General features: G+C 42.9%; 27 protein-coding genes. 9 read left to right on the top strand and 18 right to left on the bottom strand.

From position 1 onward, the window contains the following. The first annotated feature begins 4 nt into the window (after positions 1-4). Entirely contained in the window at positions 5-241 is a 237-nt protein-coding gene (locus tag AX660_RS23510) for a hypothetical protein (RefSeq protein WP_068381439.1), read from the top strand. Positions 242-355: 114 nt separating this feature from the next. Here AX660_RS23510 and AX660_RS20480 read toward each other — a convergent pair whose 3' ends face one another. From AX660_RS20480 to AX660_RS20490, 3 genes are read right to left on the bottom strand one after another with little or no spacing between them, the layout of a single operon-like run. Continuing rightward, positions 356-1027, bottom strand: coding sequence for an SCO family protein (locus AX660_RS20480; protein WP_068381442.1), 672 nt, complete (start codon positions 1025-1027; stop codon positions 356-358). Beyond that, positions 1002-1652 (bottom strand): toxin-antitoxin system YwqK family antitoxin, encoded by a 651-nt coding sequence (locus AX660_RS20485; protein WP_235594798.1) that lies wholly within the window; start codon positions 1650-1652, stop codon positions 1002-1004. The genes AX660_RS20480 and AX660_RS20485 overlap by 26 nt, the downstream gene beginning before the upstream one ends. Next, positions 1639-2484, bottom strand: a complete 846-nt coding sequence (locus tag AX660_RS20490; protein ID WP_068381445.1) for a YHYH protein — start codon at positions 2482-2484, stop codon at positions 1639-1641. Before AX660_RS20490 ends, AX660_RS20485 begins: the two co-directional genes overlap by 14 nt. Positions 2485-2619: 135 nt before the next feature. Here AX660_RS20490 and AX660_RS20495 point away from each other — a divergent pair, with 135 nt between their 5' ends. Both AX660_RS20495 and AX660_RS20500 read left to right on the top strand, forming a co-directional pair. Continuing rightward, on the top strand, positions 2620-4065 hold the full coding sequence (locus AX660_RS20495) for a HAMP domain-containing histidine kinase (RefSeq protein WP_068381448.1): 1446 nt from the start codon (positions 2620-2622) through the stop codon (positions 4063-4065). Then, positions 4065-4754, top strand: coding sequence for a response regulator (locus tag AX660_RS20500; RefSeq protein WP_068381450.1), 690 nt, complete (start codon positions 4065-4067; stop codon positions 4752-4754). The genes AX660_RS20495 and AX660_RS20500 overlap by 1 nt, the downstream gene beginning before the upstream one ends. Before the next feature lie 124 nt (positions 4755-4878). On the opposite strand, the gene AX660_RS20505 is transcribed toward AX660_RS20500, so the two are convergent. From AX660_RS20505 to galB, 5 genes are all read right to left on the bottom strand, one after another. Then, complete coding sequence (locus tag AX660_RS20505; RefSeq protein ID WP_068381453.1) at positions 4879-5121, bottom strand: hypothetical protein; 243 nt, start codon at positions 5119-5121, stop codon at positions 4879-4881. Then, positions 5118-6122 (bottom strand): alpha/beta hydrolase, encoded by a 1005-nt coding sequence (locus AX660_RS20510; protein ID WP_068381711.1) that lies wholly within the window; start codon positions 6120-6122, stop codon positions 5118-5120. The genes AX660_RS20505 and AX660_RS20510 overlap by 4 nt, the downstream gene beginning before the upstream one ends. A gap of 228 nt (positions 6123-6350) precedes the next feature. Beyond that, positions 6351-6986 carry a hypothetical protein gene (locus tag AX660_RS20515; RefSeq protein ID WP_082769050.1) on the bottom strand — a complete coding sequence of 212 codons (636 nt, stop codon included), beginning with the start codon at positions 6984-6986 and terminating at the stop codon, positions 6351-6353. Between the two features lie 467 nt (positions 6987-7453). Then, positions 7454-7888, bottom strand: coding sequence for a MarR family winged helix-turn-helix transcriptional regulator (locus tag AX660_RS20520; RefSeq protein ID WP_068381714.1), 435 nt, complete (start codon positions 7886-7888; stop codon positions 7454-7456). A 111-nt stretch (positions 7889-7999) separates the two neighbouring features. Further along, positions 8000-10771, bottom strand: coding sequence for a beta-galactosidase GalB (gene galB / locus AX660_RS20525; RefSeq protein WP_082769052.1), 2772 nt, complete (start codon positions 10769-10771; stop codon positions 8000-8002). Between the two features lie 262 nt (positions 10772-11033). On the opposite strand from galB, the gene AX660_RS20530 reads away from it, so the two are divergent. Beyond that, positions 11034-11816, top strand: coding sequence for a substrate-binding periplasmic protein (locus tag AX660_RS20530; RefSeq protein ID WP_068381459.1), 783 nt, complete (start codon positions 11034-11036; stop codon positions 11814-11816). A gap of 14 nt (positions 11817-11830) precedes the next feature. Here the strand turns inward: AX660_RS20530 and AX660_RS20535 are convergent, their stop codons facing one another. The 4 genes from AX660_RS20535 to pxpA all read right to left on the bottom strand — a co-directional run bounded on the left by AX660_RS20535 (position 11831) and on the right by pxpA (position 15944). Next, positions 11831-13354, bottom strand: a complete 1524-nt coding sequence (locus AX660_RS20535; RefSeq protein WP_082769053.1) for a S10 family peptidase — start codon at positions 13352-13354, stop codon at positions 11831-11833. A 168-nt stretch (positions 13355-13522) separates the two neighbouring features. Next, positions 13523-14470, bottom strand: a complete 948-nt coding sequence (locus AX660_RS20540; protein WP_068381463.1) for a 5-oxoprolinase subunit C family protein — start codon at positions 14468-14470, stop codon at positions 13523-13525. Continuing rightward, positions 14470-15192: a 5-oxoprolinase subunit PxpB gene (gene pxpB / locus AX660_RS20545; RefSeq protein ID WP_068381466.1), complete on the bottom strand. Its 723-nt coding sequence runs from the start codon at positions 15190-15192 to the stop codon at positions 14470-14472. Before pxpB ends, AX660_RS20540 begins: the two co-directional genes overlap by 1 nt. After that, positions 15189-15944 carry a 5-oxoprolinase subunit PxpA gene (gene pxpA / locus AX660_RS20550; RefSeq protein WP_068381468.1) on the bottom strand — a complete coding sequence of 252 codons (756 nt, stop codon included), beginning with the start codon at positions 15942-15944 and terminating at the stop codon, positions 15189-15191. The genes pxpB and pxpA overlap by 4 nt, the downstream gene beginning before the upstream one ends. A gap of 200 nt (positions 15945-16144) precedes the next feature. Between pxpA and AX660_RS20555 the strand changes: the two genes are divergently transcribed. Together AX660_RS20555 and AX660_RS20560 are read left to right on the top strand one after the other, a co-directional pair. Next, positions 16145-17077, top strand: coding sequence for a sensor domain-containing diguanylate cyclase (locus AX660_RS20555; protein ID WP_068381471.1), 933 nt, complete (start codon positions 16145-16147; stop codon positions 17075-17077). 57 nt (positions 17078-17134) lie between these two features. Continuing rightward, positions 17135-18007 (top strand): 3-keto-disaccharide hydrolase, encoded by an 873-nt coding sequence (locus AX660_RS20560; RefSeq protein WP_068381473.1) that lies wholly within the window; start codon positions 17135-17137, stop codon positions 18005-18007. Here AX660_RS20560 and AX660_RS20565 read toward each other — a convergent pair. The 3 genes from AX660_RS20565 to AX660_RS20575 all read right to left on the bottom strand — a co-directional run bounded on the left by AX660_RS20565 (position 18004) and on the right by AX660_RS20575 (position 20148). Further along, positions 18004-18897, bottom strand: a complete 894-nt coding sequence (locus AX660_RS20565) for a LysR family transcriptional regulator (protein WP_068381476.1) — start codon at positions 18895-18897, stop codon at positions 18004-18006. The two genes, AX660_RS20560 and AX660_RS20565, sit on opposite strands and share 4 nt — an antisense overlap. A gap of 83 nt (positions 18898-18980) precedes the next feature. Continuing rightward, a complete protein-coding gene (locus AX660_RS20570) occupies positions 18981-19676 on the bottom strand; it encodes a pirin family protein (RefSeq protein WP_068381478.1) in 696 nt (231 codons plus the stop codon). A 25-nt stretch (positions 19677-19701) separates the two neighbouring features. Next, positions 19702-20148 (bottom strand): DoxX family protein, encoded by a 447-nt coding sequence (locus AX660_RS20575; protein ID WP_068381481.1) that lies wholly within the window; start codon positions 20146-20148, stop codon positions 19702-19704. Positions 20149-20506: 358 nt separating this feature from the next. On the opposite strand from AX660_RS20575, the gene AX660_RS20580 reads away from it, so the two are divergent. From AX660_RS20580 to AX660_RS20590, 3 genes are all read left to right on the top strand, one after another. Continuing rightward, positions 20507-20761, top strand: a complete 255-nt coding sequence (locus AX660_RS20580) for a hypothetical protein (RefSeq protein WP_131811842.1) — start codon at positions 20507-20509, stop codon at positions 20759-20761. Between the two features lie 199 nt (positions 20762-20960). Next, a complete protein-coding gene (locus AX660_RS20585) occupies positions 20961-21851 on the top strand; it encodes a GGDEF domain-containing protein (RefSeq protein WP_068381487.1) in 891 nt (296 codons plus the stop codon). 186 nt (positions 21852-22037) lie between these two features. Continuing rightward, positions 22038-22493, top strand: a complete 456-nt coding sequence (locus AX660_RS20590; RefSeq protein ID WP_068381489.1) for a hypothetical protein — start codon at positions 22038-22040, stop codon at positions 22491-22493. Here the strand turns inward: AX660_RS20590 and AX660_RS20595 are convergent. From AX660_RS20595 to AX660_RS20605, 3 genes are all read right to left on the bottom strand, one after another. Then, positions 22455-23009, bottom strand: a complete 555-nt coding sequence (locus AX660_RS20595) for a gluconokinase (protein ID WP_068381494.1) — start codon at positions 23007-23009, stop codon at positions 22455-22457. The two genes, AX660_RS20590 and AX660_RS20595, sit on opposite strands and share 39 nt — an antisense overlap. A gap of 17 nt (positions 23010-23026) precedes the next feature. Further along, on the bottom strand, positions 23027-25405 hold the full coding sequence (locus tag AX660_RS20600) for a GH36-type glycosyl hydrolase domain-containing protein (RefSeq protein ID WP_068381725.1): 2379 nt from the start codon (positions 25403-25405) through the stop codon (positions 23027-23029). 25 nt (positions 25406-25430) lie between these two features. Next, positions 25431-26721, bottom strand: a 1291-nt coding sequence (locus tag AX660_RS20605) for an MFS transporter (protein ID WP_068381497.1), incomplete at its 5' end; no start/stop codon positions are given.

Genomic DNA, 26721 nt, shown 5'->3' on the forward strand with positions numbered 1-26721 from the left:
TACCATGTCATTTGTCTCGGGCGTGGGCTCTGAATCGGCCTTAGTAGCTTATGGCGTAAACCGTGCAGACTGGTCGCATATTCCTGGCGTCATCTCAGATACAGCGTTGATCCGCCCCGACTTGTCCGAGTTAAAAATATGGCGCTATTTTTGGCAACAAACTGAATATGTAATGGGAGGCGGTGCGACTAACTCTATGTTTTTAGCATTAGCTGCCGACCCGTGGTATAGCAAAAAATAATAATGTTTTTGCAATACCATAAGCTCAAAATACAAATGAGCTTATGGTTATTCTATGTTCTATAGATTCATTATTCGAACTGTATAAGTGCCAAACGTTGGTCAATAGGCAATCTTAATGTTGCAGTTTACGCTCGCTCAGCAAGAGCCTAATGTCCTTCAGCAGCAACTCAACCGATGTATTATTTAGGCCATTGTAAATGCCACGGATATGTCTGTTGCCATCCACTAGTACGAGGTTTTCGGTGTGCAAAAAGTCTTGTTGGCTAACAAATTCACCTAAGTCTTCGTTGGCAAAATACGCATTACGTGCCAAAGCATAAATTTCATCTTGGTCACCCGTAAGTAGTTGCCATTTACCCGCGTTAATATCGTTCTCTTGGGCATAGGCTTGCAAAACGTCGACCGTATCATTGGACGGTTGAATAGAATGTGAAATGATCATGACATCGTTATTTTCCATAAATTTATCTTGTACCTTGGACAACTGCGAACGCATCTTGGGACAAATTCCTGGACATGAAGTAAAGAAAAAACTGGCCACATAGGTTTTGTTTTTGACCTTATCTTGCGTGATGTATTCACCTTGTTGATTGATCAATTTAAAGTCTGAAACTTGATGAAAATTAATTAATTCAGGGCTATTTTCACTAAACCAATGAGGTGTAAATTCTGCACTACCATAATAAGGCAAGGCAGATATTTTATTATCTTCCTTGGCATGTTGTTCTGCGTGTAATGCCAAACTCAATATTAGGCAACTAATCAGCCAAAGATATTTTTTCATTTTCTAATCCTACGCACATGTTCGCTCGTTTAAGGCCATACACCCGACCATTTTTATACTCGTAATTACTGTATAACTTGCCGTTACGCCGCCAAGCTTGTTGCAGTCCCTCTTCCTGACCTTCGAGGTAGTGCATTTTTTTAAATACTTCGCCACTGGCATACCACTGTTCAGTGACACCATGCACCTTACCGGCCACATAAGGAGTAATGGAACGTAAATTACCATTACTCCACCAGCTTGTAGTTGGCCCTTCCAATTGACCATCTAGGTATTGCGAATCAAAGGCTAAAACCCCGTGAGAAAACCATTGTTTAAGCTTGCCATGGCGCAAACCCAGCTTAAAACTCTCCAGCTTGGCTAGTTGACCGGAGGGGTAATATTCAACAGATTGACCACTAAATGGCGAACCTTGGTACATGCGTAACCCGGTATTAGCAGCAATGCTAATCTCACTGCTGGGCACAACAGCTTGGTTCGCTTGTAGATTTAACAAGGGCTCAGCATCTGCCATGGCTGCACTGACAAAGGTCAGCATCCCAAGATTAGTTGCCATTATCAGCAGCATCGTTTGGCCAATATTAAGCAACAATGTCAGCACAACGATATTATTAACGGATCGCATTGGCCGTACCTTGATAATTACCTGGGAATAATATGTAAGATGAACCCAAATACACTTCGTTTTGAATATGGTAGTGATATTCAGCTGCTTGGCTATGCTGAGTGATTGAAGTATGCCCACCCGACTCATCTAAATCAGTGGGATAGGTGCCAGTAGAATTACACTTGCGACCATATAGAAAAAAGCCATCGGCAATAACACCGATCAAATTACTATCATCTTCTGAAAAAGAAATAGGCTCTAAATGATAGTGATAACTTTGTGGACCGGTATGGGCACCATTAAAATCTAAACTACTAAGCGCGCCATCTAAAGGAATACCGGGGCCTTCCTCATCGTTGTAAATAACAGCACCACTGACGGCAATACCGATTGCACCTAATCCCGTGGCTGAACTTGACGTCGCTTTGCTTGGATTATTAGCTACGGTTAAAGTGTAGGTACCCACAAAATCATCAATATTGCCCGGGGCCATATGTGAATATGTTGTGGTACTTGGAGGCACAAACAAGACATGGTTGCTGGCAGCTGCTGCTGTAATAATTCCACCACCGCTACGAGCCGTGGTATTTGACCAATAGGGCGACGTATGATTAGGTAAACCATTGGTTTCTAGCACCACCTTGCTACCGCTTAATACCACAGTGACATTATTATCATCGAACTCAGCATAAGCATTATGTAAAATGCCAGTACCAAAATCATCAGTGGTATTGTTGTCATTGCTATCGGTCGTCAACTCATCAGTGGAGCCACCACAACCACCTAAGCTCAGTAAACTGCTTATTAGTAAAACAGCAAACCAAAGTTTGTTTATTGCGAAAATTTTCATGTCTTGTTTCCATCAAATTACGCTGTTTGTAAGCATAATCGTTGATTGTGCAGAACCAGTGCAGATTTAATGGAGAACCTCGCTATTCAATCTTAAGGGCTAGGTTGTTGGGATTTCTCTCGATATACTGCAAATATGAATATATCCAATAAACTTTTTTGGTCCTTACTTGGCCTAACCAGCGTAATTTTGCTTGCCACATTGTCACTGGCAAGGTGGAGTTTTGAGCGCGGCTTTTTAGACTTTATTAGTGGTCAAGAAAACCAGCGTTTACAACTGGTCGCCGAAGAGTTGTTAGTGGACTACACCAGTGCAGACAACAACTGGCAAAACATTCTATTTAATGGCTTGGAGTATTATTTAAATCAGCACATCGGGGCACGACCAGGACGGCGCCCTCCGCCAATAGGGGCGCAATCCCCTCCATCGCATTTTCGGGGAGGAGATAATACACAACGTCCACCTAGATTGAACAACAATGCAAAGTCAGAAATAGGACCTCCGACAGCCCTATTTGATCATCAAGGCAATTGGCTGGCTGGCGATAATCAACATCAAGATCAAAGCAACGAAATTCGCGTGCCACTGTTTTTAAATAACCAACTCATTGGCGAATTACGTAGTTGGCCACGATCCAATCTAGATTCCCCCTTGGCGAGCGCTTTTTCCCGAGATCAATTGTGGACTAGTTTATTAATTGGACTCATCTGCCTTGTGCTTGCCAGTTTGATGTCTTGGCTATTAGCACGACTACTTTTACAACCCTTGAAAAAAGTCCTAAGCGGCGTGTCCCAATTGTCAAAGGGGAATTACAACTTACGCTTTGAGCACAATAGACACGACGAGTTAGGGCAACTAATGGACGATGTGCAACATTTGTCAGTCACCTTAGACAAAAATCGTACTGCCAAAAACCGTTGGTTAGCCGACATATCCCACGAATTGCGTACCCCACTAACAGTGTTGAGCGGTGAAATAGATACTTTAAAAGCAGGCCTACGACCTTTTAATCAACAGCAACTAAGCTCTTTAGAACAAGAAACTGCGGTGTTACGACATTTAGTCGACGACTTGTATGAATTATCTCTGTCAGATATTGGTGGTTTACGCTATCAATTTAGCCGGATTAATTTAAACGATAGCCTAGCGAACTCCCTCAATACACTCAGTCAGACTATTCAAAATAAAGGCATCGATTTAACTATTGAGTCTGCCGATGCCCTTTGGCTGAATGCCGATCCACGCCGTATAGAGCAGTTGCTTAACAATTTATTGAACAATGCCATTAACTATACCGATGCCCCCGGAAAAATTGCCATTCAACTTATTCACCAGCAAGACTGCATTGTCATGTTAATTGACGACACCCCACCGTCGGCATCTGAGACAGAATGCCAGTTTTTGTTTGACCCTTTGTATCGGCAAGATTCTGCCAGAACAAGACGTAGTAGCGGTGCAGGCTTAGGTTTGAGTATTTGTAAAAACATTGTGGAAGCGCACCAAGGTAGTATAAACGCTAAGCCCAGTAAATTAGGTGGATTACAAATCGAGGTCATTTTACCTTGTGGGAGAGAATCATAATGAACACAGTAGCCACTATCTTAGTCATTGAAGACGAGCCTAAAATTGCCAAAATATTGGTGGATTTTTTACAACAAGAAGGCTTTAACGTTGAAGTGTTGCATGACGGATTAGGTGCTGTCGAACATATCAAACAACACCAGCCAGACTTCGTCATCTTGGATATCATGTTACCTAACAAAGATGGCTTGAGTATATGTAAAGAAGTTCGTCAGTTTTCTGCCGTACCTATCTTAATGTTGACTGCCAGAATAGATGAAATAGACCGCTTAATGGGTTTGGGCTTTGGCGCCGATGACTATGTATGCAAACCCTTTTCGGCTCGAGAAGTGGTGGCGCGGGTGCAAGCAGTTTTGCGCCGAACTCAAATTAAAGCCTCGCCCATTGATCCACAAGTTGTCACTTATAAAGCAATTAACTTGAATCTTGAACGATTTCAATGTCTGGTTAATCAGCAGTTAGTTGAGTTAACCCCAGTAGAATTTCGACTGTTACTTGCCTTAGTCAAAAAACCAAGGGTGGTGTTTTCCCGTGACAGTTTAATGCACAGCAGTTATGACGATGATCGCATAGTCAGCTCGCGCACTATTGATAGTCATATGAAAAATTTACGCAATAAATTGGCTCAAGCTCTACCTGAAACCGAACTGTTACATTCAGTTTATGGTATTGGTTATAAGATTGAATAAGCAATACCACGGTAGATTTTCTTAAAAACTTATAACGTTCTGGCTTTTACCTCAATACTACTGAGGTAATCAAATACCATTCGACTGGATTTTTCCATCCGCTCCAATTCATCACTAACATTGTCTAACTTGCCTGCCCTCTTTGCATGTAACGCTTCTTTGCCTGCCTTATGTAGATACGCTGATGTTTTGTTGGGGTAATACTCGCAGCAGCTAATGCCTCATTGATAGTCGAATATTGCGGGTAGCTTGTCGCAAGTTTTTGTTGGCTGACCAGCATATCAACCTTACCCAGCCACTTAGGTAACACATCAGCCTGCGCAGTCGCGGAACAGATTAACCAAAGTATGCAGAGTTTTTTTTTCATTTTACTTCCGGCGCAGGCATGTGTCGTTTTAAAAACTGATCAGTTAACTTAACCGTTTGGCTAAGGTAAGGATCAAATAACCAAAAGGTATGAAACAACTGTTTAAATTCATGATACTGGTGGGGGATCCCGAGTTGCTGTAGCTGTTCAAACACTTGCTCTTTACCTGCCGTAAAACGCAAGTGACTACTACTGATAACCAACATGGGCGGAGTGGCTGCATTGATATGACTGGCGGCTGAAGCCTCATGCCACCGCTGTGGTATTTTTTCATATGAGCCACCGAACCATAATGCCGCTGCAGACTCTTCACCTTTGGCGTTTTCATTGGCAAGACCCAAGGCTGAAGTAAAATCCAGAACACCATCCAAATCAATTATGGCAGCGACGCTAGTATCTTGAGCTGTCAGCCCTTGTTTAAACACATCAGTGTCTGCTGTAACCCCCTGTAACGCGGCCATCTGCCCACCCGACGATCCACCACCGATTACCATGCGACTCGGCTCAAAACCCAATTCTTCAGCATGCTGTTTAGCCCAAATAATGGCATGGTTAATATCGTTCAGACCTGCGGGATACTGAGCCTCAACTGACAAACGATATTCCGGCAATACCACCACATAACCCAATTGCGCCAGTTTATTCGCCATCGGATAAAAATGTGATTTATTGCCGCTGCGCCAACCACCACCGTGAACCAATAAAATGGCTGTACGTCGTTCCATTTGCGCTTTTTTCGCGGCGTCACCCGGAAGAAATACATCTAAATGCAGTTCTCGCCCCTCCACCTGACGATAAGGCACGTCATTCATCCATTGTTGCCCCTGAGTAAAACTCATGGTCGGCCAGGATATTTCAGGATAGTTTTTTTGATTACGAACAAAACGCTCTGCCACCGTATAACTATCATCCACCTGCAATAAATGTGCGCCGTAATTACGTGCTGAAAACGTTAAGGAAAAGAGTAAAACTGTAGCTATGATGAACTGTTTAAACGTCATTTGTAGAAAATGCCAATGGCTAATTTCATTAACACTAATAAATAAGGCTGACCCAAGCAACTGAATTGGCTCAGGTAATAACAGTAAATAGCCTATAACTGCGTTGATTATTCAAATAAGGAATGGCTGGGTATAAATGCAGGCGTTTTGTGGTTTATTTTGTGCAGCATTAATCTACACACCCATCAGCTTTAGGGCATAAAGCTGATGTAATGCATAACGTGAGGTTTAATCAAAACGATAGACAGGGGGTAAATAAACGGGCTCACCATTTTTAAACTTTTTTTCAGCATAATCATAAAAACCTTTGACTGATATGCCATGCACTTTTTGAATATTCAGTTTAGTTTGTAAGTCTTCAATAAAATCTTCGGTAATGTTATGGGCATATTTAATCAACTCCAAATCAGCTTCATCACCGTGCTCAAAAGAATACAGCATAAACTTATGTAACTGAGAAATACGAAACACCACTTTCATTAACGATGGATTCCAGCTCTTAAATTCCATCTCTGGCACATTACGTAACTCCCGTTCAAATTCCCGATCTTTTAACCAAGGAATACAGTGAATTTCGAAGCCATATTGAGTAAATAATTTATAAATAGATAAACGTGGCATTTTTTGGCATTCAATATCACCAATGCCATTTTCGCGGCCACCTAATAATTCTAAATTCCAATTCTTTTTATCGAGCAGAATATCTAAAGAATTTTCGAAGCCGTATTTATACATGCCCTCAGCCAAACCCAGTGAGGTTGACACCGAATGATAAAAATTGGAAATATTGCCAAAAGTAATCTTCTTTTTTAATCGATTAATTTCGCGCAATCTTAAATCGGGCTGATCAACGCCTTCTAACACCAGATACTCCTCTAAATAAATAACGCTAAAAGCTTTGCGTAAAGCATAACAAAATACATTTCAACATGTCGCGCTAATCAATATCTTTAACTTAGTAAATTACCATTTTTGCGTGGATTAAAATCTGCAAAAATACCACCAACAACAGTACTTGTTTGTGAATGAGCATTATCCACGACTGCCTGCGGCGATGCTAACAGCCACACATGTTTTAAACATATCAAACTTTATACCCCTGTATTTGTTTCCATCCCACAGGATAATTTAAGCTTGTTACAAATCGGTTTTTGAAAAATTCAGGCCTAAGCTAAATTGCCTCTTAAGCAATAATCAACTCACCCAACTTTGCAAAATCACAGTGGCGATGGGAAGTGCCATATTGAGCAGATGTTTTGGAATTGAGCCTTGGGTTAGATCTTTCATCGGTATTCCAAATGACTTAAATACGCTATCACATCAGTTGTGATTCAATTACTCTGGTTTTGCAACTGAGCCAGTAATGCCAGACATTGTTGCAACTGGGTTTCAGTCAGAGTTTGAGTTGAGCTATCCGCTCTATTTTCAAAGCTCTGCATAGCATCGATCAATAACTGCTGACCTACTGGTGTTAATTTCACCAGACTGACTCTGGCATCCCGAGCATTTTGCTCTTTTTGGATAAGGCCAATTTTTTCGAGGGGTAATAATAAACGGGTTACGCCTGAGGCACTCAAACCCACACTATTGGCCAGTTCTATGCGGCGCAAAGTAAGATTGGGAGCAGAGGCTAATTCATGTAGCACCATCAGTTCAGTAAAGCTAATACCGTGGCAACTCAATGTTGAATTGAGGGAATTGGCCAACTGACTTTGTGCTTGGGATATTGCCATGCATAGTTGCATGGCAGGTGTCATAGAATACATAGTGTGCTCATCAGTGAAATTGAACACCCACAATACTTGATCACTCAAGCATATGTCAACCATATAGCAAGCAAATGTCTCCGAAAAATAATCAGAGACGGGCTATCGACCTTATTTGCTGGTGATACTCACGTGCGCAGCCTCTAAACCTTCGGCCTCCACACTTAAGCTAATGTTACCTGGTTCGCCTTTTTTAGCTTTAATAATCACCAAAGCCAGGCCATTAAAGGCTGCACGCTGATGAGATGGAAAAGCCACTAAATTAGCCGAGTCGCCGTTGTCGGTCGCCACTATTTCACCCGGCCCTTGCAGACTGAAGCTAAGTTGATGTTTAGCCCTAGGTACCATTAGTCCGTCTTTATCAACAACTTTAACCGTGACAAAAGACAAATCTACACCATCTGCATTAATCTCAGCTCGGTCGGGAGTGAATGCAAGTGCGGTGGCTGCGCCGGTGGTGACTACTTTATTTTCTGCCCATGGTTTGCCTAGTTTGTAGGCTTGTACTTTTAGCTCACCCGGCTCATACACCACATCGTCCCAACGTAAACGAGCAGCAAATTCGGCTTTTTGTTTACGCCCTAATGAACGACCGTTGAGAAATAGTTCAGCTTCATCACCCGAGGTAAATACATGCACAGGAGTGATTTTGCCAATACGCTCCGGCCAGTTCCAATGGGGTAATATATGCGCCATTGGAAAGTCTGGGCGCCACATTGATTGATACAGATAAAAACGATCTTTTTTAAAGCCCGCCAAATCAATTACACCAAAATAAGAACTACGGGCCAGATAATAAGGTGTCGGTTCACCCAAATAATCCCAACCACTCCAGATAAAACCACCCGAAACATAAGGATGCTGAGCTAAAGACGCCAATACCTTGTCTGCTGATGAACCAAAGGGCGCGGTATACAGCTCATATGCACTGACTTGCAGCGATTCGGGATCACCACCTGCGCCATCGGCAACCGGAGCACTAACACCATCATTGACTGGAAATAAATATTCACCGCGCGAACTTACCGCAGCGGCATTTTCACTGCTCATTATCACTTTATTAGGGAAGGCTTGGTGAAATGCAGGGTACAAAGGTGCGGTACGAATACCTTGTAAATGAGCATAAGCTGGAGCGTTACGTATGCCTTCACCTTGATAATTCAAACTAACGGTATCAAATACCGCAGACAGTGGCATATCCGGTTTGGCAAAGTTCATCGAAGCCGCAGTGGGGCGAGACGTATCTTCTTGTTTAGCTATATTTTGTAAACGCTGGGCCAATTTTGCGCCGTCGGCACCGGTATATTGCTCACCAACTTCGTTACCTATACTCCACATGACTACAGATGGACTATTACGATCACGACGAATAAAGGCACGTAAATCAGGCTCTGCCCATTCAGGGAAAATTAAATGAAAATCCAGCGGCGTTTTTTTACGCTCCCAGACATCAAAAATTTCATCAATCACCACAAAACCCATTTTGTCGGTCAACTCTAACAATTCCACGGCAGGCGGGTTGTGTGCCAAACGAATAGCATTAACGCCCATTTCTCGTAATAACTCGAGTTGGCGCTGTGCGGCTCTGACATTAAATGCAGCGCCCAGTGCACCTAAGTCGTGGTGCTGGTTCACGCCTTGAAAGTAGATGTGCTCGCCGTTTACGATCAAGCCCTTATTGGCATCAAAATGCAGCTCACGGATACCAAAACGGGTTTCATAGCTGTCAATGACCTTACCTGCTTGTAGAATATTAGTCACAGCCACATAACGGTTAGGTTGTTGATTGGGTAATGGCCCCCACAGTTTAGGATTGTTAATCACTACTGAGCCATCTACTCTAGAACTTTGGCCACCATCTATCAAAATAGCATCGGTAGCGATAGTCGCACTGGCCGACTTAGCCACCACATCATCCATATCTAAAGCATAAATATTAGTCTGAGTGCTGACCTCAATAGTTTGCGCTGAATCATTATCAATAGTGACACTTAATGAGACTTTGGCGCTCTTTTCACTAATATCAGAACTGCTTATTGCAGTGCCCCATTGCCCAACATGCACTGGATTAGTTTTAGTCAACCAAACATTGCGATACAAACCACCGCCGGGATACCAGCGTGAAGAAGCCGGTGGATTATCGATGCGTATCGCCAGTTGGTTTGCTTCACCAAGTTTAATGTAGGGGGTTAAATCCAAACGAAAGGATGCATAACCATAAGGCCAGCCTCCAACTAGATGACCATTTAACCAGACCATGGCATAGGACATCGCACCGTCAATATCTAAGAAAATAGATTTCTCAGCATCGGCGGCTGTCAGCTCAAAATGCTGACGATACCAGCCAACACCGGGGCTGGGTAAACGCCCCATACCACCACCTACCGGTGCATTATGCCCAACATAAAATGGCCCACTTATCGCCCAGTCATGGGGAACTTGCACTTGTTGCCATTGACTATCATCAAAATCGCCTTGTACAAAAGCAAAATCTGCACCTGGGTTACCCTCAGGGCGTTGATGTTGCTGTGCAGGATCGTCGATAAAAGGATTGGCTGTCGGCAGTATCCATGGTTTTAAAACAAAGGCTTCGCTTACAATATCCACAGCTTCCGTAGGTTTCGCATCGGCCGCTTTGCCATCTTCATCTGATTCGATTTCAGGGCGCACATCATAAATAAGACTGTCAGTCACTTGATTGTCTGCGTATTTATAAAAGCGCCAATTATCGCTGAGTAATATTCGCTGGCGAGTGAGTTGTGATGGTTGATCCTCAACTTTATGGATTTCACTGCCAGCTTGTTCCACCTTGCTGCAGGCGCTTAGCAGCACCACAAGACTTAACAAAGAGAAGATAAAAATTGAAAACGTGCCCTTGTTCATTTTTATGCCTTACGTTTTGTATGTAAACCAACTAACAATAAACCATCATTAGATGTGCAATTTTTAACATTGGTAATTAACCCCACACTTTAACCAGCAAACAATATAAAAGCTAAACATGAGACCTTCTGTTTTTTGCAAAGACAGTTACCTTTAATCGTATTCATACAAAACCACTATTTGACCTGTATTTAAGGCTGTTTGTGTTTTGCAGCCCATATCCGCTATCATCAATTTATTGTTAAATAAGGCAAATACACTGATGTCACGGACTCAATGGTTTTATGCTGCATTACTGTGCTGGGCATTCTCTGCTCAGGCTGAAGACAAGCAGAAATTGCTTATTTATACAGAAGATTTTCCCCCATATAACTTTGTTGAGGATGACAAAGTGGTGGGTATCAGCATCGACATTGTGAAATTACTGTGCCAAGCGACACAAGTTAAATGTGAATTTATATTGCAGCCTTGGAGCAGGGCTTATACGAATACCTTGAATAAAACAAATGCAGGGTTAGTCACTATTTCCCGTCACGCTAAACGCGAAAGCCAATTTCAATGGGTCGGCCCATTAGTATCCTCACAAGCTTATCTTTATCGTTTGACAGAGCGCAACGACATTAATATTCACTCTTATCAAGATGCCTTGAAATATACCGTTGGAATTCCACGAAATGATGTTTATGAAACAATATTGTTAAGCAAAGGATTTATAAAAGGGGTCAATCTACTGGATTTTTCCTATAAACAGGAAATGAACGAACTATTTTTTAAAGGCAAACTCGATTTGATAGTCGGTTCTGCATTTACCCAGCCTTATCAACTATTAGCCAGCAAACAAAATAGCGCGGCAGTCATGACTCCCGCATTAGAATTTGAGGTGCCTGAACTGCAAGGTAATCATCTGGCATTTAACCTGAAAGTTGATCCCAAATTAGTTGCGGCTATGCAATCAACCCTGAACAGCTTAGTTAAACAAGGGCTTATACAGCCTATTATTGCTCAATACATAGCATTAGGTGAGCACCGCTTAGATGCTCACTAATTCTTGCTTGAACTCTAGTGTTTATATATGGCCGGTTGACCTTCTGCCGGGGTGGCAGCCTTAATAAATTCACGTAGGTCATCATTCGATTGTTTTAAATCTGCATGACGTAAATACATCATATGGCCACTTTCATAGGTTTTAAAATCTAAACGATCCTGCATTTTGCCACTGGGATCCAACTGCCACATACTGTATTTAGCATCAAAATAATTACAGGCTCCATCATAATAACCTGACTGAATTAATACTTTCAGATAAGGGTTTTCTGCCATCGCTTGGCGTAGGTTTTCACCGGTATTATCGTTGCTATTGTCCCACGGATGTACCGAACCAAACATATTGTATTTAATGTCGGTTTTGTAATTTAACTCTTCACGCAGATAATAATTAATCGCCGGGGTAAACGAGTGCAACCATGAGGTTAACTCTGGGAAATAATCCACTTCAACACCAGCTTCTTTTTTGTCAATGCCCAAATAACGGCTATCCAAACGTCCTATAGTTTTGCCTTCATCACGCAGTAATTCCTTCCAGAAAAAGTCTAGGCTCACATCCATATTGTTTTGCATGATGGCCTTGCTACTGATCCCTGCATAACGGGCCATTTGTTGAATAACTTGTTGTTTTTCCTCAGCGCCGATAAAACCGCCTTTAGTTAAAGCAGGCAGCAGAGTACTCATGGTAAAGGCCTCCACTTGCGGTAAAAATTGCTCTAGGGTCATGGCCTGAAACTCTGGCGCCAGCTTTTTGTGATACCAAGCGGTTGCCGCAAAATAGGGTAAGCGATTAGCCACTTCAACTGGACCTTCGCGTTTAATGCCAATCTCGGTAGGTGACACTAATATTACCCCATTAAGATACATCCACTGACTTTCTTGCAGCGCTAGCGCTAAACCAGATACGCGGGTGGTACCGTAACTTTCACCAATCAAATACTTGGGTGATAACCAGCGATTATTACGAGTCACAAAGGTATTCAGCCACTCGGCTAAATATTTGATATCAGCATTGATGCCAAAAAACATTTCTTTTTGTTTGTCTTTAGCAAGGAGCTTGCCCTCTTTATCCTTTAGTACTCGGCTAAAGCCGGTATTAACCGGATTAACATAAACAATATCCGCGACATCCAATATAGAGTAAGGATTAGACTTAACGCCGTAAGGCTGGAGAGGATAACCTTCATCATCAATATTCAAAATACGCGGACCAGTGTAAGCCACATGCATCCACACCGACGCAGAACCCGGACCACCGTTAAAACTGATCACCAAAGGGCGACGACTGATATCTTGTACATCACTGCGTTGGTAATAAGTGTAATGTAAAGTAGCAACCGCATTACCTTCTTCATCCCACACTGGTTGAGTACCAATGCTCGCTGAGTACTTTATAGTTTGGCCTAAGATGGTCGTTTTATGTTGCGTAGTAACTAAGTTGTCGACATCTATTTGCCGTTCATTTTCTGCCAATACTGGCAGGCTAAATAATAAAACCAGCCCTAAAAATACTGATTTACCGTGTTTATGTAGTGACATAGCTATTCTTCTTATTAATTAGATTTAAGAGGGTAATACAGATGATACCAACAGCCTCAATGCTAACATTGCCCATACGGCTTGCCGACTTAAAAACGACAAACGGCTGAATTTCACCGATAGCATTAACTGATGCCGGGTGCTAATGACAGCTGACACCGGCCACAGTCACTTGCTTAAATCCCATTGCGCCAACCATTTTTGCTGTTCTAACAACAGATCTTGAGCTTGTTGCACTGCAATATAGGCAAAGTAAATTTGGTCGCCAGCGACTAATTGACCTAAGGCAAACAAATCTACGCTGATCACATTAGCGATACGTGGATAGCCGCCTATGGTTTGGCCATCAACACTAGATATAATTGGCAGTCCTGACGGAGGTATTTGCACCGAGCCTTGTGTGAGTCCACTGGAGGTCATCTCAAGCATATTTTGCATGGCTAAGGGCTCCCCCTCAAAACGCAAACCCATGCGATTTGACGAAGGGCTCACCTTATAAGTCTGCTGGTAAAAAGCTTCTTTTTGTTGTTGGCTAAATTGCGCGCTTTCAACACTGTCGGTACAGCGTAATACATACCTACCGGAATAGCGTTGAGCAATATTACTATCAAGTTGTCGTGTTACACGGCGTTGACATTGACGCAGGGGGATCACATCGCCGCTTTTTAACGGCCGTCCAAACACGCCACCAAACTCAGCCAAAATATGCGTCGCGTAACTGCCTAAAATGGCTTTCGCATCCAGTTTAGCGGCAAAGGCTAAATAGGCTCTGGCACCTTGTAGACGTTTGCCAAAATGCAAGGTATCGCCAGCTTTAAGTTGGACCGTTTGATCGTTAAACACAGTGCGCACATGCCCTTTTTTATCACTGACACTGAGTTCAAAATAAGCACCTGTAATGGCGATAGTAAGAGCTTGTTTAAACAGCAAAGCAGGACCAATCAAACAGATCTCGATAACAGCTTGGCTCGGCGGATTGCCCACTAGCCAATTAGCCAGTTGCATAGACAAGGTATCCATTACACCACCATGGGCGACTCCCATATCCATATAACCGCTGCGCCCATCATCCTGAATAGTGCTTTGCATGCCGGGTTTTAACACTTCGATACTCATTAAGCCTTCTCTCTTAAACGCAGGTCACTTAAAGACGTGCCGCTTAAACGCACAAAATCTTGTGGGCTAATGGGTTCAAAAATGATTTTATCGAGTGGGTTAGCAATACAAGGTTGGGCCCGATTAGGATCGAATAACGTAAGTGGAGTGCGGCCAATAATATGCCAACCGCCAGGTGACGCTTGTGGATAGATACCGGTTTGATTGCCACCGATGCCGACACTGCCTGCAGGTACACTGGTGGCCGGTATGGCTTTACGCGCACACCTTAGGGCTTTTGCCATGCCACCCAAATATAAAAATCCGGGTGAAAAACCTAACATATGCACCAGATATTCTGGCGCAAAATGTAAAGCGATGACTTCTTGGCTGCTAAGGCCACAACTTTCAGCCACACTTGACAGATCTGGTGCATATTCACCTTGGTAACAAACTGGAATATGGATGTTTTTAGCTTGGTAATCATCTTGTGGTACAGGCTGTTGCAAGATGAGCTGTAAAGCCTCTTGCAACATTTGATAGTTATTTGCACTGGGGTGATAAAGCAAGGTCAAACTTTGATAAGCAGGGATAACATCAATAAGTTGCTCTGCAAATTGACGTTTACAAGCTTTACTCAACCATAAAATTTGCCGTGATAATGGCTCGCTGATTGGCTCAGCAAATAATACAGTCAGCCCTGCATCACCATTGGCTACAATTGAAAATGACAAGGTACTCATTGGATCTGATATCCCGCTTGGCTTAGCTCAGAGTGCAAAGTGGTGGCGAGATCCAGCGCAATTTTGCTATCTCCATGCAAACATAAACTATCGACTGCAAGCTCTATCCTGTTGCCATCTAGGGTTGGTAGCGGTGTTTGCCTGAGAATCGTCAATACTTGGTTTATGCACTGTTGGGGGTTTTGATAAACCGACCCGGGCAAGGTGCGAGGGGCAAGTTGCCCACTGGCTAAATACGCTCTATCCATAAACCCTTCGCGTAAAAAATCAAGGCCATATTGTTTAGCAGCATGTTGCATGGCTCCACCGGACAAGCCTAGTACACTAAGCTTTGGGTAATTTACTGCCACGGCCTGACACAAAAGATCAGCTAGATCACTCGATTTTTCGGCATCATTATAGAGAGCGCCATGTAGCTTTATATGACTTAAAGCGACACCAAGTTCAGTGGCAATATCGACAAGTTTTTGAACTTGTAACAAGACACTGTCTACTATCTGTTGATGAGTGACCTTAAGCGACACACGGCCAAAATTATCGGGATCAGGGTAACCAGGATGGGCGCCACATTTTAGCCTATAACCTTGTGCATTAAGCAGAGTTTGCCTCATAGTAAAGTCATTGCCAGCATGAGCACCACACGCAATATTACAGCGGGATATATAGGGCATTAACAAGGCATCTTGCTCACAATCATGGTGTGACTGCCCTTCGCCCATATCGCAATTAATATCAATAATATGCAGTTGCATCACGCGGCTCCCTCACCTTAACTTAAGCTTTTAACACCATGCAGAAAATAGCGGTAATAAAAGCTCACCAACTTACCATAATCAAATAAGATCTACTTTCACAAAAGTAGTTAGTTCTGCTATTAGTCTATCTAAATAAAGCTTCATTCAGTATATTGATTAGCTGAATACATGGAAATTGAGTATTGCGAAGGTGAAGTATGAATCGCGGTTTAGATGCATTAACAACTAACATTGCTAAGTTTTTAGCTACCAGCAGTGACGGTTATGGCATTTTTGATAGGAACGACAAATTAATTGGTTGTAATCAAGCTTTTGCTGAAATTTTCCAATATTCTCATGATGAAATAATTAATCAGTCTTTTGCTGACATAGCTCGAAAAAGTTTTTTAACCAAACAAGGCCTCAAGATTGACTCCGACAACATTGAGCTATGGATTGCACACGCACTAACTCGTCGACGCTCACAAGAATTCAGAGTATTTGAGATTGACTTAATCGATGGCCGTTGGTTTTTACTTTCAGAGCAAACTCTTGAAAATGGCGATATGCTGACCCAGGCACGCGACATTACTAAACTAAAAATCAATGAACGTAATTTATCAGAACATTCAATCAAACTGCACAACCTCGCATTAACAGATGAATTAACTCAAATTGCTAACCGCCGTAGTTTTATCGAATCAGTCAAAGCTGAAATCAGCCGCTGTCAGCGCCAACACGCTAACATGGCCTTTTTATTGATCGACATCGATTACTTTAAAAAAGTCAATGACACCTACGGTCATTTTGCAGGTGATAAAGTACTGATTACTATGGCCAAACTGATTAAAACCATGTTGCGTGAATACGACATATTTGGCCGTTTAGGTGGCGAAGAATTTGGTATTTTTTTAGCTGAGACATCCTGTCAAACCGCTCAGGAAGTCGCAGAACGTATCCGCGAAAAAATCATGCAGACCACCATGGAAATTGATGGGCAAAGCATTAATGTCACTCTGTCGATTGGTATCTCTATCGCCGCCCAGGAATGCAAATTTGAAACACTTTATAAAGAGGCCGACGTTGCTTTATACGAGGCCAAACACGCTGGGCGTAATAAAGTGGTTATGATAAATGGTTGTGCTAAATAATCGTCACATAATGCTGTTACACTAGCCTATCTAAATCCTCTTTAAATATTCATTACCATGCAAGCATCTCGTTTTTTAGCGCTGCTATATTTTTTCAGCACCTTCAGTGGCGCCGCAGAATGGCAAAATTTATTAGATAAAAATCTCAGCCAATGGGATACCTATTTAAGTTATAAACATACTGAAAACTACGACGGCAATATTCCTTTGGATGCACAAGGCAACGCCGTCAGCCCCATCGGCTTAAATACCGGTAATGATGTACATCAAGTATTTACGGTTATAGAAGAAGATCAACAGAATGTACTAAGAGTCAGTGGTGAGATCTATGGCGCGGTGACCAGCAAACAAAGCTATCGCAATTATCATCTCAAATTGCAATTTCGTTGGGGCGATTTGAAATGGCAACCACGGTTACACAAACTCAAAGACAGTGGCATTTTGTATCATGGCACTGGTGAACACGGGCAAGAATATTTTCGCTCTTGGATGCTATCCCAAGAATTTCAAATAATGGAAGGGCATATAGGGGATTATTGGTCACAAGCCACCTCTGCCATCGATATTCGTGCTTATCAGCCAGAGTATGTGATGAATGCCGTGGCCGATGAAAGTCAAGACTATTTAAAAGTAGGTAAAGGTGAGGCTCTGCTTGGTTTTGTATTACGCAAAGAAAATCACGAAAAACCTGCAGGACAGTGGAATAGCTTAGAACTGATTTGTTTTGAAGGCCAAAGTTTGCATATAGTGAATGGCCATGTAGTAATGGTTCTACGTAATTCGCGCTATTTAAAAGACGGCGTCAGTACGCCCCTTGTTGAAGGAAAAATCCAGTTACAAAGCGAAGCTGCAGAAATTTTTTATAAAGATATTACGATTAAAAAGCTAAGTACTCTACCTACCACTTATGAACGTCTTTTTATTGATTAAACAAACCACATTTGTTGTTTAAGCTCCTGGCTAAACCATTCTAATGCTTTACCTGCCCGTCCTTTTTCGACAGCAAAATACACGGGAATGGGTGGCCTTGGGATCGCACAACCTTTAATAATTAACTCTCCCGTTTCAAGTTCTTTTTTAATCAAATGCAAGGGCAAAAAACCCACACCAATACCTTGGATTTGAGCTTGAATTTTACTTGGCATATTACTCACTCTAATCACTTGTTTACTGTCGAATAAACCAGACGAACGCCCTGGCAAAGTGCGGGAACTGTCAGCCACCACTAGGGTAGGAAACTGCTTGATATGCTGAGTTTCAATCAGCCCCACAAAATCGGCTAAGGGGTGGTGTCTGGCAACCGCAAACACAAATTCAAGTTCCCCCAAAGCATGTACATTAAACTGGCCTTTGGGTAACTCGCCCGTTACTCCAATGGCGATATCGGCTCGTTTGGTATACAAGGCATCCCAACCGCCGCCGAGCACTTCTTCGATAATGGTAATCTCGACCTGTTTATTCAAACCACAAAAACGCCCAAGGATCTCAAACAACTGGGCGTCAGGGATGATGGTATCTTTGGCAATGGTGAGCTTAGCTTCCCAGCCTGATTCCAGTTGATGGACTTTTTCTTCAAGTCGGGCGCTAGACTGTAAGAGCTGAATGCCTTCATCTAATACTAAACGTCCGGCGGGTGTCAGCACAGCGCGTTTGTTACTGCGATCAAACAATACCACTCCCAGGTCACTTTCGAGTTTTTGCATGGTATAGGTAATCGCTGAAGGTACTTTAAACAGAGCTTGCGCAGCGGCAGAAAAACTCCCTTTATTATCAATAGCTTCGAGTACTCGGATGGCATCAAGGGTGATAGCGTTGCGCATTTTTTCTAATCCATGACAATAAAACAAAGGCCTAAGTAGAGATCTATCGTCCGCTACTTAGGCTACATTACTCCTCATTATTATTATGGCAAATCAAATACTAATGCGACAACAGCGTCATCGCCTTGATTAACCAAACTCAGTTGCTTAACTTGACTGATTTTAGCTCCATCACCAGCAACAAGCGTTTGACCGTCAAGTTGCAAAACGCCTGTTACTACATGCACATAAGCCTTGCGCTGTGCTGCAATAGTGACTCTCTCCTCAGTATTGCTCGCCAAATATAACTGACTCACCGATGCCTGTTGGCGAATTTTCAGCGTGCCGTCGATACCAGTTGGCGTAATTACCGGCGTTAAGCCCTGAGCCTGACCAAAGCTTTTTTGCTGATAGCCAGGCTCCCCCCCTGTTTCATTAGGCTCTATCCAAATTTGCAAAAACTTCAAGCTATCGGTTTTTGAGCCATTGTATTCACTATGGGTCACACCTCGACCTGCTGACATCAATTGAAATTCACCGACAGGCAAACGCTGTATGTTGCCCATACTGTCTTTGTGTTCAATCACACCTTCGGTAACAAAAGTAATGATTTCCATGTCGCGGTGACCATGAGTACCAAAGCCCGCAGCAGGTACAACCGTGTCATCGTTGATCACTCTTAAGGCCGAGTGTCCCATATGTTTTTCATCATAATACGAACCAAAGGAGAAAGTGTGACGGCTATCCAACCAACCAAAATTGGCTTTGCCTCTGTCATTTGCGTGTCTAATTTCAATCATTTTTATACTCCTTCCAGCTTAACTATTAGGCTAATTTTTTGGCAATGACAGTATCTAAAGCCACTTTACCTGAGCCAGAAAATACCAGTGAAACCGCGGCTGCCAATAAAGCTAAGCCAAACTCATAACCATTGTTAGACATAAATAAGCCATTTTGGAAATGCACACTGAATATCGCTACAACCATAGTCACGGCCAAAACTAATGCCGCAGGGCGAGTGACTAAGCCCAATAAAATCAATAAACCGCCAAAAAATTCGCCACTACCGGCCAACAATGCCATCAAATACCCAGGCTCTAATCCGATAGACGCCATCCACTGACCTGTACCTTCTAAGCCATAACCACCAAAAGCACCAAATAGTTTTTGGGCGCCATGGGCAATAAATGTGATGCCGATGGGTATACGCAAGGCTAAGGGTGCAAAACCTGCGTTTGAGCTAAAGAGTGTCGCTAATGTTTGTTTGTTCATGGTGTAATCCTCTTCATTAAGTTAAATTTTTTAACGCTTCGTTTAGTGTTTACTACGCAGCTGTTTTGCTGTTGAAATAACTATAGAGGCAATCACTAAAAGAAAAAATCGAAACATTTTGCATTGTTAGTTCAATTTTTTTGAACAAAAAAATATAGATAAAACAAAGATGAATACCAAATTGACTTCAATGCGATGTCAGCGTTATAACAACTGGCAACTTATTGACTTTTAACTTGTCGATATAAAACTTAATTTAGGCATTGTGTATTTAACCATGACTCGTACCACTAAAGCTGTTCTGTTGTCTGCCCTGGCCTTTCCGGGTTGCGGCCATCTATGGTTAAAAAGCAAATTCATGGCTGGCCTGTTAATTGCGGTTTCTATGGCGTGTTTATATTTTTTGCTGGCCAGCGCCGTAGATATTGCCAATGATATTAGCGCTAAGATTTTGAGTGGAGCCATTCCGCTGGATATAGGCAAAATAAGTGCGGCGGTATCCGCAGAATTGGCCGGCACTAATAGCCAGCAACTTACCATGACAACTTGGGTGTTAGTGGTTTGCTGGTTAGTCGGGATAGTAGATAGCTACCGGATTGCTAAAAAAACCTGAGCGCCTCAATTTTACTTAATCGCATAGGCCCCCCTTGCAGCCTTACCAACACTCACATGCTCCCTATCTCACCGTAAGTTAACAAAACCCTAAAAGTCCATAAATCAGCCGATATGAACACTAGGCACGCTAATTGCTGAGTATGCAAATACACCGTTATTTGTTTAGTTATTCGACAATTTTTTGGCAGGAGAATATTTTGGAGCAACTCAACCCGATTTATGATGAAGGGATCAGTGATAACTTCTTCAATCTGGAACAATTCAATCAAGGAATGAGTCATACCGAAATCAATCAATTGATGCACAAATTGTTGAGCACCATTGATTTACCGCGCCTAACCGATATCTTTTTTCAACAATTGACCACTCGTTTGCAACTCAAAAGCCTCAAGTTACAATTTGACGATCAAGCCCTTGTATTGGGTGAGTGGCATGAACAGATCAAACTTAAAACCCTAAGCTGTGTGCGTAATGGGCAAGTTGTAGCCAGCCTGCACTATGGTTTTAGCCGTACTTTGTCAGCCAAAGACTGGCAGATATTGCAACAAATGCATTTGTATTTTGCCAACCCGCTGAAAAACGCGCTAGAACACCATCAAATTAAACAGTTTGCTATGCGAGATTATCTGACCTCTTTAGGTAACAGAGCGAGCTACACCGAGTCAGTCAGCCGTTTACTCAGTCATGCCCAAAGACACTCCAGCCCCTTTGGTTTGTTGGTATTGGACCTAGATAATTTTAAACAAGTTAATGATAAATGTGGTCACCATGAGGGCGACAAAGTACTGATCGCTTTTACCCAAACTCTTACTCACTGCATGCGCGAGTCAGATTTTGCTTTTCGTTTTGGTGGCGATGAATTTTGCTGTTTGTTGCCTGACACCAGCACCGACACCATTATTCAAATCGCCCAAAGGATTTCCTCTGTGGTAGCCGCAGATCCGCTATTAAAACAACATCAGGTCACTTGCAGCATAGGTACTACGTTGTCGAAATTACATGATTCATCGCTCAGTTTATTTTACCGTGCCGATACGGCCTTGTATCAAGCTAAAAAAAATGGCCGTAACTGCATTTATACCGGATAAGCCTTTAACACTCTCAGGTGACTACATTCTGTCGTTGACAGGCCATAGTCTTCTTGCCTTTGCGGTGCATTTTTGCCTTTTCTATCGCCACCCGGCAAGCTCTTGCCTATGTGAGTTTGTGTTTGCCTTGAGTGTTTGTTAATTTATTGTAAAGATATTTCATAATAATAAAAAACAGGAAAACTTATGCCAAACACCAAACAGACTACGACTGAACAAACACCACAAATCGCCGGTTGGTTTAAACCCGTAGCAATTGTACTGCTGATCTGGAATTTACTCGGCTTGCTGGCTTTTATTCAGCATCTTATGCTAACGCCAGAACACATTGCGGCACTGCCTGTGGCAGAACAAGCGCTTTATCAAAATAATCCACTGTGGATAACGATTGCCTTTGCCTGTGCGGTATTTGGTGGTGTATTGGGTTGTCTTGCGCTGGTGTTAAAAAAAGCGTGGGCAATCCCTTTGTTGTGGCTTTCTTTGTTGGGGGTACTAGCACAAAACTTTCACTCATTCTTTATGAGTGAAGTCTTGGAGGTTTATGGTGTAACCGCCCTCATCATGCCAACACTGGTGATCTTAATTTCGATTTATTTATGTTACCTAAGCCATAGCGCTGTTAAGCGACAGTGGTTGAATTAATCGGATCACTGCATGTACCCGCTCAACGATATGTTGCAGATCTATGCCTATATCCAGTGTCACTACATCAGGCTCGGCATCCGGTAACTCTAAAGCACTGTACTGACTTGCCAACAAGGAGGTTGGCATAAAGTGATCTTTACGCTTTTGCATACGGCGCAAAATTACCTCTTGCTCCCCATACAAATGCACATACAAGGTATCAAAACCCAACTCTCGAAATCGCTGGCGATGTTTACGTCGCAAGCCCGAATAGGCCATTACAGTATTTTGCTGGGGGCTGGCACTGATGATATCCATTAAACGCTGCAACCAAGGTTCACGCATGGCATCGGTCAACGGTTTGCCCGCCGCCATATGTTTTTTGGCGGCTGCTGAATGATGATCATCGGCTTCGATAAATTGAAAACCTAGATCTTTGGCTATGGTTGATCCAACTGACGATTTACCACAGCCACTGACTCCCATGACGATGATAAGTTTTAACTTACTGCTAGGTTTTTGCTGAGTTTCCATCTCACTTTCCACTCTAATTATTGTAATCCTATAGGCAAATTCACAGTTACCTGATAGTGATTACCTGCTGAAAAATCGCTAATACACTGCGCCTCGACGGGAGAATTATCAACAAAAACTTGCTGTTCAGTGATACCAACCATACGTTGATACTCAATAGTGAACAACGCGCCCCTAAAACGACGTTGGATAGTCGCCGTATTCCAGTGGCTAGGCAATTGGGGCTTGATGATTAACCCCTTTTTGCTGCCTCGCACCCCAAATAACTGTTCAAGCAAAATACGATAATACCAAGCCACAGTGCCGGTATTAAATAGTTGGCTCGACTTACCCGCTTCATCGGGAAACTGATAATACGCCCCACGATAGTAGTTAGGGATAAACAAAGGCAATTGCCCTCTTTGCAGCATATCCTGTTGTTTTGGCAGCATTTTAAGCAACTGCTCAAAGGCTAAATCCGCCTGGCCTATGTGATACAAACTATAAATATAAAAGGCACTAGCATGGTTATAAACTGAGCCATTTTCTGCCGTACCAGGGAATTTTTGAGTTACTCGACCAATGTCTTCGACCATAGCGGTATAACCCGGTGCCAGCATCATCACGCCATAAGGGGTATGCAATTGCTGCTCAATCGCCGTTAACATAAGGCCGGTTTGACGTGCATCTGCCGCACCACTAAGCCAGGCCCAGCTTTGAGGATTTAAAAATATCTTGCCCTCTTTATCCGCTTGGGTTGCAAATACTCGGCCTGCATCGGTAATCCCTCTGGCAAACCATGAGTCTGCCCAGCAGTGTTGATTCACCGCTTGATTCATTAACTCTGCTTGCTGGTTAAAAAAGACCATTTCAGGCTTAGTAGTGCCCAGATGCTCTTGTAATATTTGGGTCCACAATTTTAAGGCATAAGCGCTGGCCAAACTTAACCACACCGAAACCCCTTTGCCTTGATAACCCACCATATTCATCGGGTCACACCAATCGCCCTGATTGATATAACTGAGGCCACGTTCGTCACGACTTTTATCTAACCAATGCATGGCCAAACTAATGTGCTCACTGACACTTAACAACTGCTCAGAATCACTAAAGGGCAGTAAACTGTCGAGCAACGCATAATCACCTGTCTCATCTAAATAGGCTTGCAGACAAATTGGTAACCACACACAGTGGTCCGTATGGGGCACCTGATTGATGTACTTAAGCTCAGCCCCAGCCGTTAATAAAATCCCATCAGGCATTTCACCGGTGGATTTTTGCTGACTCAATGCACGTACAAACGCATCACGAGTCGTCGTTGGTTTGATGTAACTCATGCCCATATTATCTTGTAAATAATTGCGGGTTTGAGGGTCAGTGGTTAAACGGTTTACATCACCGTGATAATAGAGCTGGCGTGCCATCCAGTGATTTACATAGGCATCAAATTCCGGCTCAGGGGTACTGACTTGCAGTACGCCTTCCCCTTGTGCCAGATAAGCCTGATATTGCTCTCCTAATTGCGCAAAGGTTTGCTCGGCATTGTTTAAAAACTGCTTTTTATACTTAGAAATTTGCTCACTGTTTTTGGCTGGGCCAAATATAAAGTGTAATTTTTCAGACTGGCCTTGGTTTAGCTTCAACTTAAATTGCATCACCGCAGTGGGAGTGCAGTAGTTAGCCTGACCATTAGCTAAAGTGGTATTTTGAATGGCCGAAGGATTGTGTAAACCACCCTCGCCTTCAAATTCATGCTGGCGGGTTTCCCAGCTATCAGCACTGCGCTCACAAGCCAAAAAGGTTAACTCGTGCAAACTTTGATTTTTAAAATAATCGGCGACTTTTTGATAAGGCTCAATACTACGGCACACCACCGCGTTAAGCTCACTATTATACTGCCCTGACTGATTCATCCACGAGCGATAACCAATAGGAAAATACGGATACACACTAATATCTCGTGCATTATCGCTGAGGTTTTCCACGCTAAATTGCCAACATTCAATAGCCGTTTCAGTAGGTAGACGTAAACACAAAGTCACTCTTAATTGTTGGCATTCCACCAACCAAGAGATTTGATGAGCCTCATTGATAAATTCAAAACGCGCTAGAGGTGCACGTACCGGCTCATAAGGCGCGGAAAAAAGCTCACCCGTAGCATTATCTTTAATATAGAAAAAACGACCAGGATGATTGGCATAATAAGGTTGCTCGGGCTGCATAAAGGTTTTCGCTTCAAGTGCTGGCCCAGAAACATATTTGCCCGCATCAGGCTGCATAAACTGGGCGATGGCATAACCACGGCAGTTAGCCTGGATCAGCATTTGTTGATTCCACAAAAAGCCGCCCGCATTGGGCAGACTAGTTGGGCTTTTCAGCACATATTTAGCACCTTGTGATTGGCAATCCAAAATCATATTTGTCACCGCCTTATTAACCACCTTAACCATTAAACTCCCCCAGTTTTAATTCACTTTGTATTTGCTTGACTTGTTTTTCATTTAACGAATAAAAACGCACTACGATTACCGCTAATAAGGCAAAGGCCGCCGGTATTAAGGTCATTAGCAATACTATGCCTAATTCAGAGCCAGCGTTTTGTTCTTGATTGGCCACATAACCTAAGGCACCTAACATCCAGCCGATCATAGCGCCAGCCATCGCCCCACCGAGTTTTTGTGAAAATGACGCCGCTGAAAAGATCATGGCCGTTGCCCGACGACCATTACGCCACTGTGAATAATCGGCAGTATCCGCATACATCGAAAACACCAAAGGTGATTTTGGTCCCAGACACAAACCAATAGCAAACTGCAAACTGTACATCAGCCAAATGGCATCTTTGGGCACAAAAAAGAAGGCCGCCGATAACACCGATACCAGCGACATCAAGATAATCAATAAAGTACGTTTATCAAAGAAGCGGCTTAATAAGGGCGTACTCGCGGCGCCTAGCGCTAAAGAAATCATGTAGATGGTTAAAAAGTCTGCGATCAAATCTTCACGACCCACATAATATTTAAAATAAAAGGTCCCCACACTGCCACGCAAGGTAATGGTTAACATGATGATCAAAGCCAGCGCAAAGAGCACTAACCAAGGTTTGTTAGACAACAGATCTTTAATATCCTGCGCTATAGGTGTTTTTTGCCCGACAGGTGGAGCTATGCGTTCTTTTGTGGCTAAAAAAGTCACTAAAAATAATACCAGTGCCACAAAACCATAAGCTGTCATGGTGAGCTGCCAACCTAGTGCTTCATCACCCTGACCTAAAAACGCCACTAATTTGGGAGTCATATAGGCCACCAAAGTGCCGCCTGAAAAAGCCCCGATAAAACGGAAACTGGTTAAAGTAGTACGTTGTTGACTATCAGCAGTGACAACGCCAAGTAACGCGCCGTATGGTACATTGATAAAGGTGTAAGCCAGCATCATAAAAATATAGGTGCAATAAGCCCAAATAAGCTTTCCTGAGTCATCAAAATCAGGAACAGTAAAAGTCAGTATTCCAGCAGCAGCTAGCGGTATAATCCCCCACAATAAATAAGGCCGAAATTTACCAAAACGGGTTTGAGTACGGTCAGCCATCGCGCCCATAAGGGGATCAGAAAAAGCATCGATTAAGCGGGTCACCAACATCATGGTACCCACCGCAGCGGGTGCTATACCAAAAACATCGGTATAAAAGATAAACAAAAAAACATCGAATACCCGCCAGTAAAAATTTGAGGCC

Origin of the sequence: Paraglaciecola hydrolytica, from assembly GCF_001565895.1 — a bacterium.
Taxonomy (GTDB): domain Bacteria; phylum Pseudomonadota; class Gammaproteobacteria; order Enterobacterales; family Alteromonadaceae; genus Paraglaciecola; species Paraglaciecola hydrolytica.